Below are 15,553 nucleotides of genomic sequence, written 5' to 3' on the forward strand. Positions count from 1 at the left end.
ATGGTCGCATCCCGGTACCGCGCGCCGGGGCACGCGCACGCCGAGTCCACTCGCCCGGGGTCGGCTGATCGTCCGCCGCGCACGGCGGCGATGAAGACGCTCGGGCGCACCGACCAGCCTGAGAGGCCGTCGTGACCAGCGCATATTCTCCGGTGCCGGAACTGAACAACTCATGGAGCTTCAGGATGAGGTGGGTTGCGAGGAGTACGCCGACGGGTTCGGCCTGGACGACTGGGACGACAAGTCGGGCCTGGAGGCCGACTGGTCGAAGGATCCGGAGTTCCTGAGCGCGCTGATCCCGTTCGCGCGGGCGACCGGCGGCGGCTCGTTCTACGCGCTGTGGCGGATCGACGACCGCGCCGACCTGGCCGCGCTGCCGGTGGTGGCGTTCACCGCGCGGTTCCTGGACTAGAGGCTTCCCAGGTGGCGAACATCGCGGCGTAACGGCCTCCCGCGGCGATCAGTGCGGTGTGCGACCCGGACTCGACCACCCGCCCGTCCTCCACGACCAGGATCCGGTCCGCGCGCCGCGCCGTGGAGAGCCGGTGCGCCACCAGGATCGCGGTCCGCCCGGTCAGCAGCCGGTCCAGCGCGGCCTCCACCCGCAGCTCGGAGCGCAGGTCCAGGCTGGACGTGGCCTCGTCCAGCACCACGATGCGCGGCTCGGCCAGGAACGCGCGGGCCAGCGCGATCAGCTGCCGCTCACCGGACGAGACGGACTGGCCGCGCTCGTGCAGGAAGCCGTCCAGGCCGACGCGCGCGACCAGGTCGTCCAGCCCGACCGCGGCGACCGCGTCCATGATCTCGGCCTCGCCGGCGTCCGGGCGGGCGAACGCGAGGTTGTCCCGCAGCGACGCGGCGAACAGGAACGGCTCCTGCGGGACCACGCCGACCTGCCGGTGCAGCGAGGTCAGCGTGACCGTGCGCAGGTCGTGGCCGTCGATCGTGATCATGCCGGACGACGGGTCGTAGAAGCGCGCGACCAGCTTGGCGATCGTGGACTTCCCGGCGCCGGTCGGTCCCACGCACGCCACGGTCTCGCCCGGCGCGATCCGCAACGACACGTCCGACAGCACCGGCCGCCCCGGCTCATAGGCGAACCCGACCCCGGCGAAGGTGATCTCCCCACGCACCGGCGGAAGATCAAGATCCCCGGAGGGTACGCCGGGAGCCGTGCTCAGCAGCCCCCGCAGTTTGCCGATCGCGGCGCGGGCCTGCTGGTAGTTCGTGTAGAGCTGGACGAGCTGCTGCACCGGCAGGAAGAACGCGTTCAGGTAGAGCACGAACGCGGTCAGCTCGCCGATGGACAGCTCGCCGCGCAGCACCATCCGGCCGCCGATCCAGAGCAGCGCGGCCAGCCCGAGCAGCCCGATCACGGACGTGCCGGGGCCGTAGACCGCGTTGATCCGGCCGGTCGCGTCGTTCGCGTCCCGGTAGGCGCCGACCACGCCGCGGTGCGCGAGCACGTGCCGGAGCTGCTGGCCGTACGCGGTGATCACGCGCACGCCGTAGAGGCTCTCGGACAGGTGCGAGAACATCACCGCGATGCTGTCCCGCTGCCGGTTGTAGGTGTCGTTCGCCGCGCGGCGGAACCAGAGCGTGAGCGCGAGCAGCGGCGGCACCACGATCAGCAGCGTGATCGCGGCCAGCCCGGCGTCGTAGTGGACGAGCACCGCGGTGACCACGACCATGGTCAGGCCCTGGATCAGGAACTGCGCGAAGCCCTCCTGCAGCAGGTGTTGCAGCGCCTCCACGTCGGAGGTCATCCGGGTCATGGTGACGCCGGCCTTCTCCCGCGTGTAGTAGTCCAGCGACATCCGCTGCAGCTGGGCGAAGACGCGGACGCGCAGGTCCCGGGTGGCGTAGGCGGCGAGCCGGCCGCTCTGCCGGACCCGGACGCCGGTGGCCAGGCCGGTGAGCACGACCGCGACCAGGAACGCGACCGCGCTCGCGACCAGCACCGGCGCGCTGCGGGCGAGGATGCCGTGGTCGATGCCGATCTGCACCAGGTACGGCCCGGACTGGAGCAGCAGCGCCTCGACCAGCACCGCGATCGCGGCCGCGACCAGCAGGCGCGGGCGGCGGGTGAGCAGCGACCGGAGCGAGATCCGGCCGCCGTCCGGCGCGAAGCTGAACGGCTCGTGCGCCGTCGTCAGCGGCGGCTCGGTGGCCTCCAGGCGGGCCACGCCGGCGGCCAGCTCAGCCGGGATTCCCGCGAAGGGCATGCCCGGGTTGCGCGCGGCCCTGCCCGCGCCGCTGGCCGAGAATCCGCCGGGCGACCCGGACCCCGGACCGCCGCCCGGACCGCCGAAACCACCGCCGAACATGCTCATGCCGGGCTCCCGGCACGGCCGCGGTGCCGGCCCGGCGGTGCACTCGCACACCGGCTCACGCGGACTCCTCGGCGACGGCGAACGCGGCGAGCACCGCGGCGTACCGTGGCTCGGTCCTGATCAGACCTTCGTGTGTGCCGTCCGCGATGATCCGGCCGTGGTCGACCAGCAGCACACGCTTCGCCAGGCCGATCGTGGCCGGCCGGTGCGCGACGATGATCGTGGTGCGGCCGTGCATGAGCGTGCGGAGCGCGTCGTGGATGCGGTGCTCGACCGCCACGTCGACCGCGCTGGTCGCGTCGTCGAGCACCAGCACCGGCGGGTTGACCAGCAGCGCCCGGGCGATCGCGACGCGCTGCCGCTGGCCGCCGGAGAGCGTGTAGCCGCGCTCGCCGACCACGGTGTCGTACCCGTGCTCCAGGTCTTGGATGAAGTCGTCCGCACCGGCCGTGCGCGCGGCGGCCCGGACCTCCTCGCGGCTCGCGTCCGGCCGGCCGAACGCGATGTTGGCGTGCACCGTCTCGGAGAACAGGAACGGCTCGTCCGGCACGATCCCGACCTGGTCGCGCAGCCGGTCGAGGCGGTAGTCGCGCACGTCCCGGCCGTCGATCGTGACGGAACCCGAGGTCACGTCGTAGTAGCGGGCGATCAGGCGGCCGATCGTGGACTTGCCGGAACCGGTCGCACCGACCAGCGCGACCGTCTCCCCCGCCGCGATGTCCAGGTCGAGGCCGTCCAGCGCGCGGGTGCCGTCGGGGTAGTCGAAGCGGACGTTCCTGAAGCCGATCTCTCCCGTGATCGCCGTCGCCACCCCGTCCGGCGGTGACTCGATCACCGGTGGCGTGTCCAGGATCTCGTAGATGCGCTTGGCGGACGCGGCCGCGCGCTGGCCCAGCATGATCATCATGCCGAGCATGCGGAACGGTGGCTGGAGCATCAGCACGTACGAGTTGAACGCCACGATCGTGCCCACGGTGGCGGTCCCGTCGATCACCATCAGACCGCCGAAGAGCAGCACCAGCGCGAGGCCGAGCCGGGGCAGGTTGTCGAGCACGGGATTCCACCGGCTGCGGATCGCCGCGTCACGCATGTAGACCCAGCGCACCCGGTCCGCGGCCGTGGCCAGCGCGTCCACCTGGCGCTGCTCGGCCGCGAACGACTTGACGATCCGTACCCCCTGGATGTTCTCGTCCACCACGGTCGCGAGCCCGGCCAGGCGCGCCTGGATCAGCCACGACACCGGGAACATCGCACGGCGCATACGCAGGCCCAGCAGCCCGATCAGCGGCATCGTCGCCATCGCCACGATCGCCAGCGGCACGTTGATCGTCAGCATCAGCCCGAACGCGACCAGCGCGATCGTGCACTGCACCACGATCGACGGCCCGAACGCCAGGTACATCTGCACGCCGCGGATGTCGGAGCTGGACCGGGACATCAGCTCGCCGGACTGCACCCGGTCGTAGAACGCGTACGGCATGCGCATCAGGTGCGTGTAGACGATGGTGCGGAGGTCGTACTCCATCTCGTACGCGGTGCGCAGCAGATACAGCCGGGCCAGGAAGTTGATCACGCCTTGGGCCAGCGCCAGCCCCGCGATCAGCCAGACGAACGTCTCCAGGCCGGCCGCGCGCGCCACCAGCGCGGTGTCGATGCCGCGCCGCACCAGATCCGGGATCTGCACCTGCACGATCAGCCCGGCGAACGACAACACCAGCGACGTGATCAGCAGCCCCCGGTGCGCCCGCACGATCGGCGCGGCCCGCCGCAGCCACCCCTTCGTGACATCGGGATCGATCCCAGCCTTCGGCGCCCGCCTCGGCGCCTCTCGCGGTGACGAGACGGTCACTTATCGTCCACCATGGTGCTTAGCCTAGCTAATCACTCGTCATGGCGCACCGGGCGGCCGCATCGGAGGATAAAACGGATATATTGGTTGTTGTCGCGCCAGTCTCGCCTGTGCGGCCCGGACCGCGCGCTGCTGGGCGGCCAGCCGGAACCACCCCCGCGACGACGGCAGCGCGAGCAGCACACCCGCGGCGATGACCAGACCGGCCGTCAGCAGCGCGGCACCGATCATCAGCCAGCGATGCCACGGCACCGCCGCGAACACGTCGAACGCGACGACCACCACACAGAACACGAACGCCAACGCACCCAGCAGGTACGTGATCGTGCGCGCACCGGGCCGCCCGGACAGGTCGAGCAGGGCCAGCAGCACCGCCAGCCCGGCGACGACCAGCGCGACCACGCCGCCGGCCCCGAGCAGCAGCCCGGCGATCAGCGCGGCGTCCGCACTCTCCCGCAGATCACCGTAGTGGCGCTGATACTGCGGGACCGCGAAGAACGACGCGAACGCGGCCGACGCCCAGACCGCGGCGGCACCGGAGAACAGGTAGGCGGCCCCGGTCACCCCGTCCGGCCGGCGCAGCGGCGCGGTCATCGCGCACCGGCGCGGCGTCGCCGCACCACCCAGGCACCGGCGAGCAGCCAGGCCAGCACCGGCAGCGCGGTCAGCGCCCAGAACAACGGCCGGCCCAGCGGGGCCGTGGGCACCGGCCGCGCCTCGGCGGGCGGGCGCTCCGACGTGCTGCCGCCGAGCCAGGTCAGGCCGGACCCGGCCTCGGCCACGGGCACCTCCCGCGCGGTCGTCACCGCATCCGCGACCCCCGGTCGGGAGGACAACAGTTCGGCGCCGCTGAGCAGCTTCTTCGGCACGGTCGTCCAGTCGACGCCGCCGTAGACGTACACGTGGGTGTAGATGTAGCCGCCCTTGCGGGTCTCCCGCTCCACGCGGAACTCGCCGTCCTTGTACGACTTCACCATCCGCTCCCACACCTCACGCGGCGACCACGGCGTGCGGGCCGGCCACGCGCTCACGTCCCCGGAGTCGATCAGGTCGCCGTACGCGGTGGTCCGGAACTCGCCGCGCTGCCGGTACCACTCGGCCGCGACCCGGCTGGCGTAGACGCGGCGCAGGTCCGCGTACGCCGAGTCCTCGTTGATCGCCTTCTCCACCTGCGGCAGGATCGTGTCCCGGTAGAGCGCCTCGTTGTGCGCGCTGTCCGCCTCCGACTGCCCGGGGCAGCCGCCCACACCGCCGACGCCCGCGGTCGCGATGTACTCCGTCTCCATCTTCACCTCGAGCGGCGCGTCCACGATGAACAGCGCGTTGCCGTCCTCGCGGACCACGGCCGGGCGCGGCACGATCCACTGCCGCATCGACACGCACTTGTCGTCGCCGCGCAGCGAGTCCCAGAAGACGCGGCCACGGGCGGTCTCCGGATGGATGTACTTCGCGACGGACTTCTTCATCGCCAGATCCGCCTCCAGCAGCACCCGGCCGGCATCCGTGGTACCCAGCTTCGCGTCGATGATCCGGTCGGGCTCGTCCGGGTTCAGGTTGACGGTGAAGCTCTCCGGCGGCAGCGCCAGCCAGGTGAAGAACGAGTCGGCCGCCAGCTGCGCCGCATCCCGGCCGCCGTAGGAGACCTGCTCGCCGGGCTTCGGGTCGACCTGGTACGCGTATTCCAGCCCGGTCCCGACACCACCGTCATAGGTGTCCTTGATGTACCGCAACTCCAGCGTGGCGAAGTCGACCCCGCCGAGCGGCTGCGGCGTCTGCCGGCCGCCCGCGTCCTCGGGGTCGGCGCCGACGCCCCGGTCGGCCTCCTCCGCGATCGCGGCGTTCTCCGCCGCCTCCTCGGGCGAGGCCGCGGATCCGGCGATCGTGTCCACGGCCGGGCTCCGCTCCTGGGCCTGGCCGGCGTTGAGCGCGCCCGGAGGCGAGGTCTTCGGTGGCGGGTCCGGCGAGGTGGCCACGCCACCGCCCGGATCCGTCGGCGGGTCGACGTCGTCACCGGTGAGCTTCGGGACCGGTGTCGCCTTGGCCGGCATGTAGTACGCCTCGATCGGCAGCAGCTTCTGCCCGGCGGGACGCGTCAGATTGAGCTCCGCGATCCGCTCGTTCTCGGCGGCGATCTTCGCGTCCTCCTTCGCCGCGTTCTTCGCGTAGTCGGGCGAGGCCGGGTCGTCCGAGATGACGATCATGAGTCGGCCACCGCCACCGGCCTTCGCGAAGTCGTCGGTGTAGTTGCGCAGCTGGCGTTCGTTGACCTCCGCGACGGTATCGCTGTACTTGCACTCGAGGACCTCGGTCAGCACCTGCTGACCGTCGATCACCTGGCTGGTCGGACTCGGGTTGCGCCAGTCGGGCCGTTTCTGGGACTTCGACTTGGCCACCTGCGTGTCGTGCACCCACCCGTCCTCGGTGCGGGCGCCGGCCTGCCCGGCCGCCCAGAGTTCGTGCCCCTCGCCGGAGATCAGATGGTTGCCCCACCGGCCGACGGTGATCTCGACCCACCGGTTCCAGAACTTCCGCGACTCGGCCTCCCGCTGCTCCTCGGTGAGCTTCTTCCACGGCCCGGCCAGCTTCCTGTCCAGCGCCCTCTTACCGCTCGCCCCGTCCCGCCAGGTAACGAGCAGCCGGTTCACGGTGCCGAGCGGGTAGTCGTCGCCCTTGAACGAGAGAGCCGCCAGAGACTCCGGAGAGAGCCGGGGCGAAGCCCAATCGATCATGCCGATCAGGTAGGTGAAGCTGGGATAGTCGAACGTGGCCGTCGGCGCGGCCGTCCCCCGCGTCGGCGAGCCCGGGACGACCGTGGGCTCGCGCACCTGCACCGGCGACGCCGTCACCGGCGGGGGCGACGGTGCCGCACCAGTGAACGCGGACCCGAACAACAAGGCCACCGCTAGGCCGGCCGAGGCCAGCCCGCGTCGCATCAAGACCATTGCGATCTCCCCGTGGTCGGCGTGATGCCACCACCAGGATATGAACGCCTGTCAATCCTAGGAAGCGTAGTACCTGCGCAGATGTCCTGGTTGCTCCCGCGACGCGGCCAGCAGCAACGCCGGCGTGACACGTGCCCGCGACGGGCCGACCAGTCGCAGGTAGACGGTGTCCGCGTCGACCGGGCCGGCGGAGTCGATCGTCCACCGTCCACCGTGGCCGCGCCGGAAGACCTCGCCGACGTGCCGGACCGCGTCCTCGAACAGCGCCCGATCGCCGGGTGCGCCGCGAACCGCGTCCTCGACCCGGTCCAGCGACTCCGGCGTCGGGTCGCCGAAACGGTCGCGGCGCGCCGCGGCCCAGGCCGACAGCGCGGCCGCGGTCTCCGCCGGGGAGACCCAGTCGAGGTCGGTCTCCTCCTTCTCCGGCCGCGCACCGGCACCGGCGACCGCCGCCGCCCACTCCTCGTGCACCGACGTCAGCGGTGACGCGTCGCCGGCGTCCCTGACCTGGTCGATCAGCGTCATCGGCGCGACCGGTTCCAGTCCGAGGCCGTCCCCGGGGACCGCGAGCGGCGCCTCGTCCCACTCCCACCGGCCGCCGGCCGTCCGCAGCAGGGTCTCGCCCAGGTAGGCGGCGACGGCCGGGATCAACTCCTCGTCGAAACCGGGGTCCAGCACCAGCGCGGCGACGACCGGCAGCGAGGCGGCTTCGAAGTTCAGCAGCGCGTCGTCCGGCACCTCGTCGGTCAGCGTCAGGTAGCCGGCCATCAGGTCGTCACGCCACTCGGCGAGCACCGGATCAGCCCCTCTGCTCGCCGAGCAGGCGCGTCGCCAGGACCGCGGCCTGGGTGCGGCGCTCCAGGCCGAGTTTGGCGAGGACGCTGGAGACGTAGTTCTTCACGGTCTTCTCGGCGAGGAACATCCTGCCGGCGATCTCGCGGTTGGTGAGGCCCTCCGCCACGTACTCCAGGATCCGGCGTTCCTGCTCGGTCAGCGAGCGCAGCTCGCGGGGCTCCTCGACGCCGGTGCGGATGCGCTCCAGGACGCGCTGGGTGACGGCCGGGTCGAGCAGTGACTGGCCCTGGGCGACCCGGCGGACCGCGTCGACCAGGTCGTTACCGCGGATCTGCTTGAGCACGTAGCCGGAGGCGCCCGCCATGATCGCGGCGAACAGCGCCTCGTCGTCCTCGTACGACGTCAGGATCAGGCCCTTGATCGACGAGTCGACCGCGCGCACGTCCCGGCACACGTCGATGCCGGAGCCGTCCGGGAGCCGGCCGTCGAGGATCATCACGTCCGGGCGCAGCGCGGGAATCCGCCGGGCGGCCTCCTGGGCGAGCCCGGACTCCCCGACGATCTCGATGTCGCCGGCGGCTCCGAGGAGGCCGGCGATGCCGCGGCGCACGACCTCGTGGTCGTCGAGCAGGAACACACGAATCACCCCTCCTTTCTACCGCCTCCCGGTCACCCGGACACAGGGCCGAAGGTCCCTTCAAAATCTTGTTCTCCCCGCGTGGCTGAGTCCCAGAGCCCCGGCGGGCACCGGCAGGCCGCATGGGTGACTCCGCTCAGGGGCGGGAGGCCGGGGCGGCGGCCGGGCTCCGTTCCGGTTCCGCGGTGGTCCGGCAAACCCACACCCGGCTTGGCCGGTACGGCATTCTCCTGCGCCCGCTCCATCGCGTTCTGACGCGGTTCACGCCGATGCGCGCATCACCGGCACCCTCGGGACCGGCGCCGCCGGGGTCGAGGGATGCGGCTCGGCGGCGTGGTCAAGAACGCCGACCGGTATCGGAGGCCCGGCGGACTCCCGTCCGGGCGGACGAAGGCCGGTCAGCGCCGTCGATCTTGTCGTGCCGGGGCAGCGGGCGGTGTCAGTAGCTGAAGCCCGCGACCGCGGTGCGGAGTTCGCCGGAGATGCGGGCCAGGTCGCCGGCCGCGGTCTCGGTGGCGTGCGCGGCTTCCCGGGTCGCGGCCGTCACCTGGACGACCTCGCCGATCTGGCTGCTGATCTGGGAGGTGCCGCCGGCGGCGCGGTTCAGGTCGGACGTCATGCCGTTCGTGGTGGCGCTCTGCTCCTCGACCGCGGACGCGATCGTGTTCTGGTAGTCGTTGATCCGGCCGATGATCTGCCCGATCCCGGAGATCGACTCGACCGCGGTGCGCGTGTCCGCCTGGATCGCCTCGATCCGGCGGCTGATCTCCTCGGTCGCCTTCCCGGTCTCCTGTGCCAGGTCCTTGACCTCGCCGGCCACCACCGCGAAGCCCTTGCCCGACTCACCGGCGCGCGCGGCCTCGATCGTGGCGTTCAGCGCGAGCAGGTTCGTCTGCGCGGCGATCGCGGTGATCACCTTGACCACGTTGTCGATCTCCGCGGACGAGCTGTCCAGCTTCGTCATCAGCTCCTCGGCCTGCGACGCGACCCGGACCGCGTCCGCCGCGACCTGCGCGGCCTCGGTGGCGCTGACCGCGATCTCCCGGATCGCCGCGCCCATCTCCTCGGCGCCGCTGGCGACCGCGCTGACGCCGGCGGTCACCTCGCCCGCGGCCGCGTCGATCGAGCTGACCCGGCCGGAGGCCTCGTCGGTGTTGCTGGACAGCGTAGCGCTGGCCCGCTGCAGTTCGGTGGACCGCTCGCCCAGCCCGGCGCTCGCCTCCGCGAGGGTGCGCACGGCCGCGCGCATGTGCGCGTTCGCCTGGTGCACGGCCCGCGACATCCGGCCGATCTCGTCGTCGGCGGTGTCGGCCGGGCGCTCGGTCAGGTCACCGGCCGCCATCGCGGCCAGCACCGACTCCAGCCCGGACAGCCGCCGGACCAGGCCGCGCGCGACCAGCAGCGAGAACGCGGCAGCGAGCACCACGCCGGCGACCAGCACGATGATGATCACGTTGCGGGCCTGGTCGGCTGTCTGCCGGGCGGCGGCCGCGGTCGCGGTGGCGTGTCCCTGGGACAGCTCCTTCAGCGCGGTGAGGTCCTCCATCGCGGTGACGATCGACGGGTTCAGCGTGCTGCTGCGGAACGCCTGCCACTCCTCGACCTTCCCGGCCTGCTTCAGCGCCGCGGACTCCTTGCGCAGGTCGAGGTAGACGGCCCAGTGGTCGGCGAACGTCGCCATCGCGGCGCGCTCCGCGTCCGTGACGGTCAGCCGGTCGTACTCCTCGATGCGCACCGAAACCTGGTCGAGCATCGCCGAGGTCTCCTCGGCGTAGGCCTTGACCTTCACCGGGTCGGTGCCGGTCAGGTTCGACAGGCTGGCCCAGCGGGAGTGCCAGATCAGCTGCTCGATGTCCTGCACCACACTCAGCGGCCGCAGCGCGTTGTCGTAGACCGACTCGGCACGGTCCGCGATGGCGGACATCCGCGCCACGCTCACCACACCGACCACCAGGGCCACGACCAGCGCGACCGCGGCCGTGGCCAGCAGGCTGGTGCGCATACTCAGGGACCGCATCAGCGTCACCTCTACCTCGCCGTTACTTTCCCCTCCGTTCGGCGTGCGATGGGCGATCCTGAGGAAGGTCACACCACGGTCAGCACCAGCTTGGCCCGGGAGTGTTCCTGCTCCAGGTGGTGGACCGCCGCCGCGGCGGCCTCCAGCGGATACGTCTTCTCGATCACCGGGCGGACGGTACCGGCCTCGATCAGGTCGCGCAGCGCGTCCAGGTACTCCGCGCGCGGAGTGATCTGCAGCGGGAGCAGCCGCTGCGGGCGCGCGGCCCGAGCCAGCAGCCGCCCCCGCAGCTGGATCGCCATCGGCCCGAACAGGCTGCCGCCCTCGAAGACACCGCCACCGGCCAGCAGCAGCGTGCCGGCCGGGGTGAGCGCGCGCCGGCAGTCGGCCAGCGTGCGCCGGCCGGTCAGATCGAAGAGGACGTCCCAGCGCCGGCCGAGCGCCGCGAAGTCGGTCCGCGTGTAGTCGATGACGTCCTTCGCGCCGAGCGACGCGACCTGATCCACGTTCCGGGTGCTGCACACGCCGGTGACCTCCGCGCCGAGCGCGGCCGCGATCTGCACCGCGAACGTGCCGACGCCGCCGGACGCGCCGTTGATCAGGACGGACTGGCCGGGACGGACGCCGGCCAGGTCGCGCAGCCCGTACAGCGCGGTGCTGCCGGCCAGCGGCACGGACGCGGCCTCGGCGAACGTCAGGTTGCCCGGCTTGGCCGCGAGGCTGGTGGACGGCGCGACCGCGTACTCCGCGAACGCGCCACCGGCGTCGCCGAGGTCGCCGTAGACCTCGTCACCGGGCGTGAACCGCTCGACGCCCGGCCCGACCGCCTCGACCACGCCCGCGATGTCCCGCCCGCGGATCGGCTGCCTCGGCCCGCGCCGCCCGAAGATCGCCGGGGCCGCGATCCGGGCGATCCACGGGTCACCGCGCATGATGTGCCAGTCGGCCGCGTTGACGGCGGCGGCGTGGACCCGGACGAGGACGTCGCCGGGACCGGCCACGGGCGTGGCGACCTCCCCGACCTCGAGAACGGCGGGAGCGGGTCCGTAGCGCTGCTGCACGATGGCCTTCATGACCACCGACGGTAGTGATCACCGGTTGCCATGACCATCGGGGAGTTCCCTGGCGCCACCCCTCAGGGTCGCCCGCCGGTTCGGCACACAGAGATCGCACAGAAGCTCGGACGGAAGCGCCAGGTCGTGCTGCCAGGGTGATCGGCATGAGCCTGCGGATCGAGGCGAAAGGCCTCACCAAGCGGTACGGCGCGGTACGCGCCGTCGACGATCTGACGTTCACGGTCGAGCCGGGCCGGGTGACCGGCTTCCTGGGGCCGAACGGCGCCGGCAAGACCACCACGATGCGGATGATGCTCGGCCTGGACGCGCCCGCGTCCGGCACCGTCACCATCGGCGGAAGACCCTTTCAGAACCACCGGGCGCCGATGGGTACGGTGGGCGCGCTCCTCGACGCCCGGGCCGCGCACCCGGGGCGCACGGCGTACCGCCACCTGGTCTGTCTCGCGGAGAGCAACCACATCCCGGCCCGCCGCGTGCGTGAGGTGCTGGAGCTGGTGGGTCTGGCCGGCGCGAGCCGGCGCCGGGCCGGTGGCCTGTCGCTCGGCATGAGCCAGCGGCTCGGCGTCGCGGCCGCGCTGCTCGGCGACCCGCCGGTGCTGATCTTCGATGAGCCGGTGAACGGCCTGGACCCGGAGGGGATCCGCTGGATCCGGACCCTGATGCGCGGGTACGCCACCGAGGGCCGCACCGTGCTCGTCTCCAGCCACCTGATGAGCGAGATGGCGCTGACCGCGGACCACCTGATCGTGATCGGCCGCGGCCGGCTGATCGCGGACCGCCCGCTCGACGACTTCCTGCGCGACGCGGCCACGCCCGGCGTGCTGGTCCGCACGGCCGAGCCGGAGCGCCTGACCGCGCTGCTGGGCGGCGCGAGCGTGGAGACCGCGGCGGACGGCGCGCTGATCGTGCACGGCACGGACGCCGCCGCGGTCGGCGCGGTCGCGGCCCGGCACGGCATCGCGCTGTCCGAGCTGAGCCCGCGCCGCGTGTCGCTGGAGGACGCGTTCATGAACCTGACCGCCGGAAGTCTGGAGTTCACCGCATGACCGGCACGCTGCGCTCCGAGTGGACGAAGATGCACAGCCTGCGCTCGACGCCCGTGACCGTGGCGGTCGCGCTGGTCCTCGCGGTCGGGCTGGGCATGCTGGTCGCTCGCCGGTTCGGCACGGTCTGGGCGGAGTCGCCGGCGGACGGCTTCGACCCGGTCTCGTCCAGCCTGTTCGGGCTGTTCATCCTGGCGCCGCTCGCGGTCGGCGCGCTCGGCGTGCTGTCCGTGACGTCCGAGTACGCCAGCGGCATGATCCGCACCAGCCTGTGGGCGGTGCCGCGCCGAGGCCGGCTGCTGGCCGCGAAGGCCCTGGTGACCGGCGGGTCGGCGCTGGTGGTCGGCGTGGTCATGGCGTTCGGCACATTCGTGGCCGCGCAGCCGCAGCTGGGCCGGTCCGGGGCACCGCAGGCCGCGCTGGGCGACCCGGGCGTGCTGCGCGCGATCCTCGGCACGGGCGTCTGGCTGGCCGGGGTGGCGCTGTGCGGCGTGGCGTTCGGCGCGCTGTTCCGGGCGACCGCGGGCGGGTTCGCCGCGCTGGTGGCGATGGTGCTGGTCGCGCCGCTGCTGGCCGGCGCGCTGCCGCCGTGGTTCGGGAAGTGGTGGCCGACGATGGCCGGCCGGCAGATCGCGTCCACCGTGCCGGATCCGGCGCTGCTCGGGCCGTACCAGGGGCTCGGCCTGATGTACGCGACGATCGCGGTGCTGCTGGCCCTGTCCTATGCGGTGTTCCGCACGCGGGATGCTTGACGCATGGAGAGCCTGCTGGTGGTCGACGACGAGCCGACCGTGCGCGAGTTGCTCGCCGCCACCCTGCGGTTCGCCGGCTTCTCGGTGTCGTCCGCGGCGACCGCGGCGGAGGCGCTGGACGCGGCCCGCCGCGAGCCGCCGGACCTGGTGCTGCTGGACGTGATGCTGCCGGACCTGGACGGGTTCGAGGTGGTCCGGCGGCTGCGCGACGGCGGGGCCCGGGTGCCGGTGCTGTTCCTGACCGCCCGGGACGCGCCGGCCGACAAGGTGCAGGGCCTGACGCTGGGCGGCGACGACTACGTGACGAAGCCGTTCGACCTGGAGGAGTTGCTGGCCCGGATCCGCGCGGTGCTGCGCCGCACCGGCGGGTCCGCGGCCGACACGCTGATCGCGGGCGAGCTGATGCTGGACCCGGCCGGGATGTCGGTGACGCTGCGCGGCGCGCCGGTGCGGCTGTCCCCGACCGAGTTCCGGCTGCTGCACCACCTGATGCGCAATCCGGGCCGGGTGCTGACCAAGGCGGAGATCCTGACGGACGTCTGGCGGTACGACTTCGGCGGCGAGACCAGCATCGTCGACACCTACATCAGCTACCTGCGCCGCAAGGTCGACACCGGCGATCCGAAGCTGATCCACACCGTGCACGGCGTCGGCTTCGTGCTGCGGCGGCCCCGGCCATGAGCGAGCGGGCGAGCGAATCATCGACTCGACGCCGGCCACGGCGACACGGCAGCGCGCCGGGGAGTCCGGCATGAGTCTGCGAGGGCGTCTGCTGGCGATCTGCCTGGTGCTGCTGGCGGCCGGGCTGCTGGTGTCGGACGCGGTCGCGATCGGCTACCTGCGCCGCCACCTGGTCGAGCGCGTCGACACACAGCTGCGGATGCTGGCCGGGATCGCCCGCGCGGTCCCGGTCTCCCCGGCCGGCCAGGACCTGCTGGCCGAGCGGCTGGACATGGTCCCCGAGCTGTACGTGGGCGCGCCCGGCACGCCCGGCGCCCCGTTCGACCTGGTTCGCACGGATCAGCCCTACGAGTCGCGCGGCTGGCGGGTGCTGTGGTCGCCGCGACCGGACGGCGCGGGTGGCGTGGTGGTCGGCGTGCGGCTGTCCGAGGTCGACGCGACCGTGCACCGGATGTGGCTGGTCACCGGCGGCACCGCCGCGGCCCTGCTGACCGTGCTGGCCGTGACCGGCTGGTTCGCGGTGCAGGCCGGACTGCGCCCACTGCGCCGCATCGAGGCGACCGCGGCGGCCATCGCGAGCGGCGACCTGACGCACCGGGTGCCGGTCGAGGCCCGGCCGCGCACCGAGGTGGGCCGGCTCTCCGCGTCGCTGAACGTGATGCTGGAGCAGCTCGTGGGGTCGGCGGAACGGATGCGCGCGTTCCTCGGCGACGTCAGCCACGAGCTGCGCACGCCGCTGTTCGCGATCCGCGGGTTCACCGAGCTGTACCGGATGGGCGGGCTGCCCGCCCGCGCGGACGTGGACCGGACGATGGCGCACATCGCGCGCGAGTCCGGGCGGCTGGCCGCGCTCGCGGAGGACCTGCTGCTGCTGGCCCGGCTGGACGAGCCGGGCGTGTTGCAGGTGTCGCCGATGGACCTGCGCACGGTGGCGGCGGACGCGTACCTGGACGTGCCGGCGCTGGACGCGTCCCGGCCGGTCGCGCTGACCGGGCCGGGCGGCATCGGGCCGCCGGGGAGCGCGCCGGTCGCGGGTGACGAGGCCCGGCTGCGGCAGGTGGTGACGAACCTGGTCGGCAACGCGATCGCGCACACGCCCGCGGGCACGGCGGTGCGGATCGGCGTGGGCACGGACGGCGGGGAGGCGGTCGTCGAGGTGTCCGACGACGGTCCCGGCCTGACGCCGGAGCGGGCCGCGCGGGTCTTCGACCGTTTCTACCGGGTCACGCCGGGCGGTGCCGGCCTGGGCCTGTCGATCGTCCGGTCGCTGGTCGCCGCGCACGGCGGCCGGGTCGACCTGATCACCGCACCCGGTGCGGGCGCGACGTTCCGCGTGCTGTTGCCCGCGCTCGACGGCGGCCCGCAGGCTTCGTGATCAGGGCGTCCCCCGGGTCGCCGGAACGACATGGGGGACGCCCTGATCACGGG

The 15,553-nt window shown here is 72.7% G+C and carries 13 protein-coding genes; 5 read left to right on the top strand and 8 right to left on the bottom strand.

Translation table 11 applies throughout. The features are described from left to right. Positions 1–172 precede the first annotated feature (172 nt). A complete protein-coding gene (locus J2S43_RS18990) occupies positions 173–412 on the top strand; it encodes a hypothetical protein (protein WP_306831027.1) in 240 nt (79 codons plus the stop codon). Here J2S43_RS18990 and J2S43_RS18995 read toward each other — a convergent pair. The 8 genes from J2S43_RS18995 to J2S43_RS19030 all read right to left on the bottom strand — a co-directional run bounded on the left by J2S43_RS18995 (position 390) and on the right by J2S43_RS19030 (position 11,646). Next, the gene (locus J2S43_RS18995; RefSeq protein ID WP_306831029.1) at positions 390–2,333 is read right to left on the bottom strand and encodes an ABC transporter ATP-binding protein; all 1,944 of its coding nucleotides are present in this window, start codon (positions 2,331–2,333) and stop codon (positions 390–392) included. The two genes, J2S43_RS18990 and J2S43_RS18995, sit on opposite strands and share 23 nt — an antisense overlap. 55 nt (positions 2,334–2,388) lie before the next feature. After that, a complete protein-coding gene (locus tag J2S43_RS19000) occupies positions 2,389–4,182 on the bottom strand; it encodes an ABC transporter ATP-binding protein (protein ID WP_306831031.1) in 1,794 nt (597 codons plus the stop codon). A gap of 39 nt (positions 4,183–4,221) precedes the next feature. Next, on the bottom strand, positions 4,222–4,776 hold the full coding sequence (locus J2S43_RS19005; RefSeq protein ID WP_306831033.1) for a hypothetical protein: 555 nt from the start codon (positions 4,774–4,776) through the stop codon (positions 4,222–4,224). Then, positions 4,773–7,028 (bottom strand): hypothetical protein, encoded by a 2,256-nt coding sequence (locus tag J2S43_RS19010; RefSeq protein WP_306831035.1) that lies wholly within the window; start codon positions 7,026–7,028, stop codon positions 4,773–4,775. The genes J2S43_RS19005 and J2S43_RS19010 overlap by 4 nt, the downstream gene beginning before the upstream one ends. 153 nt (positions 7,029–7,181) lie before the next feature. Next, complete coding sequence (locus J2S43_RS19015) at positions 7,182–7,919, bottom strand: hypothetical protein (protein WP_306831038.1); 738 nt, start codon at positions 7,917–7,919, stop codon at positions 7,182–7,184. A gap of 4 nt (positions 7,920–7,923) precedes the next feature. Beyond that, complete coding sequence (locus J2S43_RS19020; RefSeq protein WP_306831040.1) at positions 7,924–8,565, bottom strand: response regulator; 642 nt, start codon at positions 8,563–8,565, stop codon at positions 7,924–7,926. A 430-nt stretch (positions 8,566–8,995) separates the two neighbouring features. Next, a complete protein-coding gene (locus J2S43_RS19025) occupies positions 8,996–10,573 on the bottom strand; it encodes a methyl-accepting chemotaxis protein (protein WP_306831041.1) in 1,578 nt (525 codons plus the stop codon). Positions 10,574–10,641: 68 nt separating this feature from the next. After that, the gene (locus tag J2S43_RS19030; protein ID WP_306831043.1) at positions 10,642–11,646 is read right to left on the bottom strand and encodes an NAD(P)-dependent alcohol dehydrogenase; all 1,005 of its coding nucleotides are present in this window, start codon (positions 11,644–11,646) and stop codon (positions 10,642–10,644) included. Positions 11,647–11,792: 146 nt separating this feature from the next. Here J2S43_RS19030 and J2S43_RS19035 point away from each other — a divergent pair, with 146 nt between their 5' ends. The 4 genes from J2S43_RS19035 to J2S43_RS19050 all read left to right on the top strand — a co-directional run bounded on the left by J2S43_RS19035 (position 11,793) and on the right by J2S43_RS19050 (position 15,500). After that, positions 11,793–12,695 carry an ABC transporter ATP-binding protein gene (locus tag J2S43_RS19035; protein ID WP_306831045.1) on the top strand — a complete coding sequence of 301 codons (903 nt, stop codon included), beginning with the start codon at positions 11,793–11,795 and terminating at the stop codon, positions 12,693–12,695. Further along, a complete protein-coding gene (locus J2S43_RS19040) occupies positions 12,692–13,444 on the top strand; it encodes an ABC transporter permease (protein ID WP_306831047.1) in 753 nt (250 codons plus the stop codon). Before J2S43_RS19035 ends, J2S43_RS19040 begins: the two co-directional genes overlap by 4 nt. 3 nt (positions 13,445–13,447) lie before the next feature. Further along, positions 13,448–14,125 carry a response regulator transcription factor gene (locus J2S43_RS19045; RefSeq protein ID WP_306831048.1) on the top strand — a complete coding sequence of 226 codons (678 nt, stop codon included), beginning with the start codon at positions 13,448–13,450 and terminating at the stop codon, positions 14,123–14,125. A gap of 70 nt (positions 14,126–14,195) precedes the next feature. Further along, the gene (locus J2S43_RS19050) at positions 14,196–15,500 is read left to right on the top strand and encodes a HAMP domain-containing sensor histidine kinase (RefSeq protein ID WP_306831050.1); all 1,305 of its coding nucleotides are present in this window, start codon (positions 14,196–14,198) and stop codon (positions 15,498–15,500) included. Positions 15,501–15,553: the final 53 nt, after the last annotated feature.

It is taken from the genome of Catenuloplanes nepalensis (genome assembly GCF_030811575.1).
Taxonomy (GTDB): Bacteria; Actinomycetota; Actinomycetes; order Mycobacteriales; family Micromonosporaceae; genus Catenuloplanes; species Catenuloplanes nepalensis.

Excerpts from the sequence above, each read along its gene's own strand:
- J2S43_RS18990 (WP_306831027.1), top strand. The coding sequence starts at position 173 with ATGGAGCTTCAGGATGAGGTGGGTTGCGAGGAGTACGCCGACGGGTTC.
- J2S43_RS18995 (WP_306831029.1), bottom strand. The coding sequence starts at position 2,333 with ATGAGCATGTTCGGCGGTGGTTTCGGCGGTCCGGGCGGCGGTCCGGGG.
- J2S43_RS19005 (WP_306831033.1), bottom strand. The coding sequence starts at position 4,776 with ATGACCGCGCCGCTGCGCCGGCCGGACGGGGTGACCGGGGCCGCCTAC.
- J2S43_RS19025 (WP_306831041.1), bottom strand. The coding sequence starts at position 10,573 with ATGCGGTCCCTGAGTATGCGCACCAGCCTGCTGGCCACGGCCGCGGTC.
- J2S43_RS19030 (WP_306831043.1), bottom strand. The coding sequence starts at position 11,646 with ATGAAGGCCATCGTGCAGCAGCGCTACGGACCCGCTCCCGCCGTTCTC.
- J2S43_RS19035 (WP_306831045.1), top strand. The coding sequence starts at position 11,793 with ATGAGCCTGCGGATCGAGGCGAAAGGCCTCACCAAGCGGTACGGCGCG.
- J2S43_RS19040 (WP_306831047.1), top strand. The coding sequence starts at position 12,692 with ATGACCGGCACGCTGCGCTCCGAGTGGACGAAGATGCACAGCCTGCGC.
- J2S43_RS19045 (WP_306831048.1), top strand. The coding sequence starts at position 13,448 with ATGGAGAGCCTGCTGGTGGTCGACGACGAGCCGACCGTGCGCGAGTTG.
- J2S43_RS19050 (WP_306831050.1), top strand. The coding sequence starts at position 14,196 with ATGAGTCTGCGAGGGCGTCTGCTGGCGATCTGCCTGGTGCTGCTGGCG.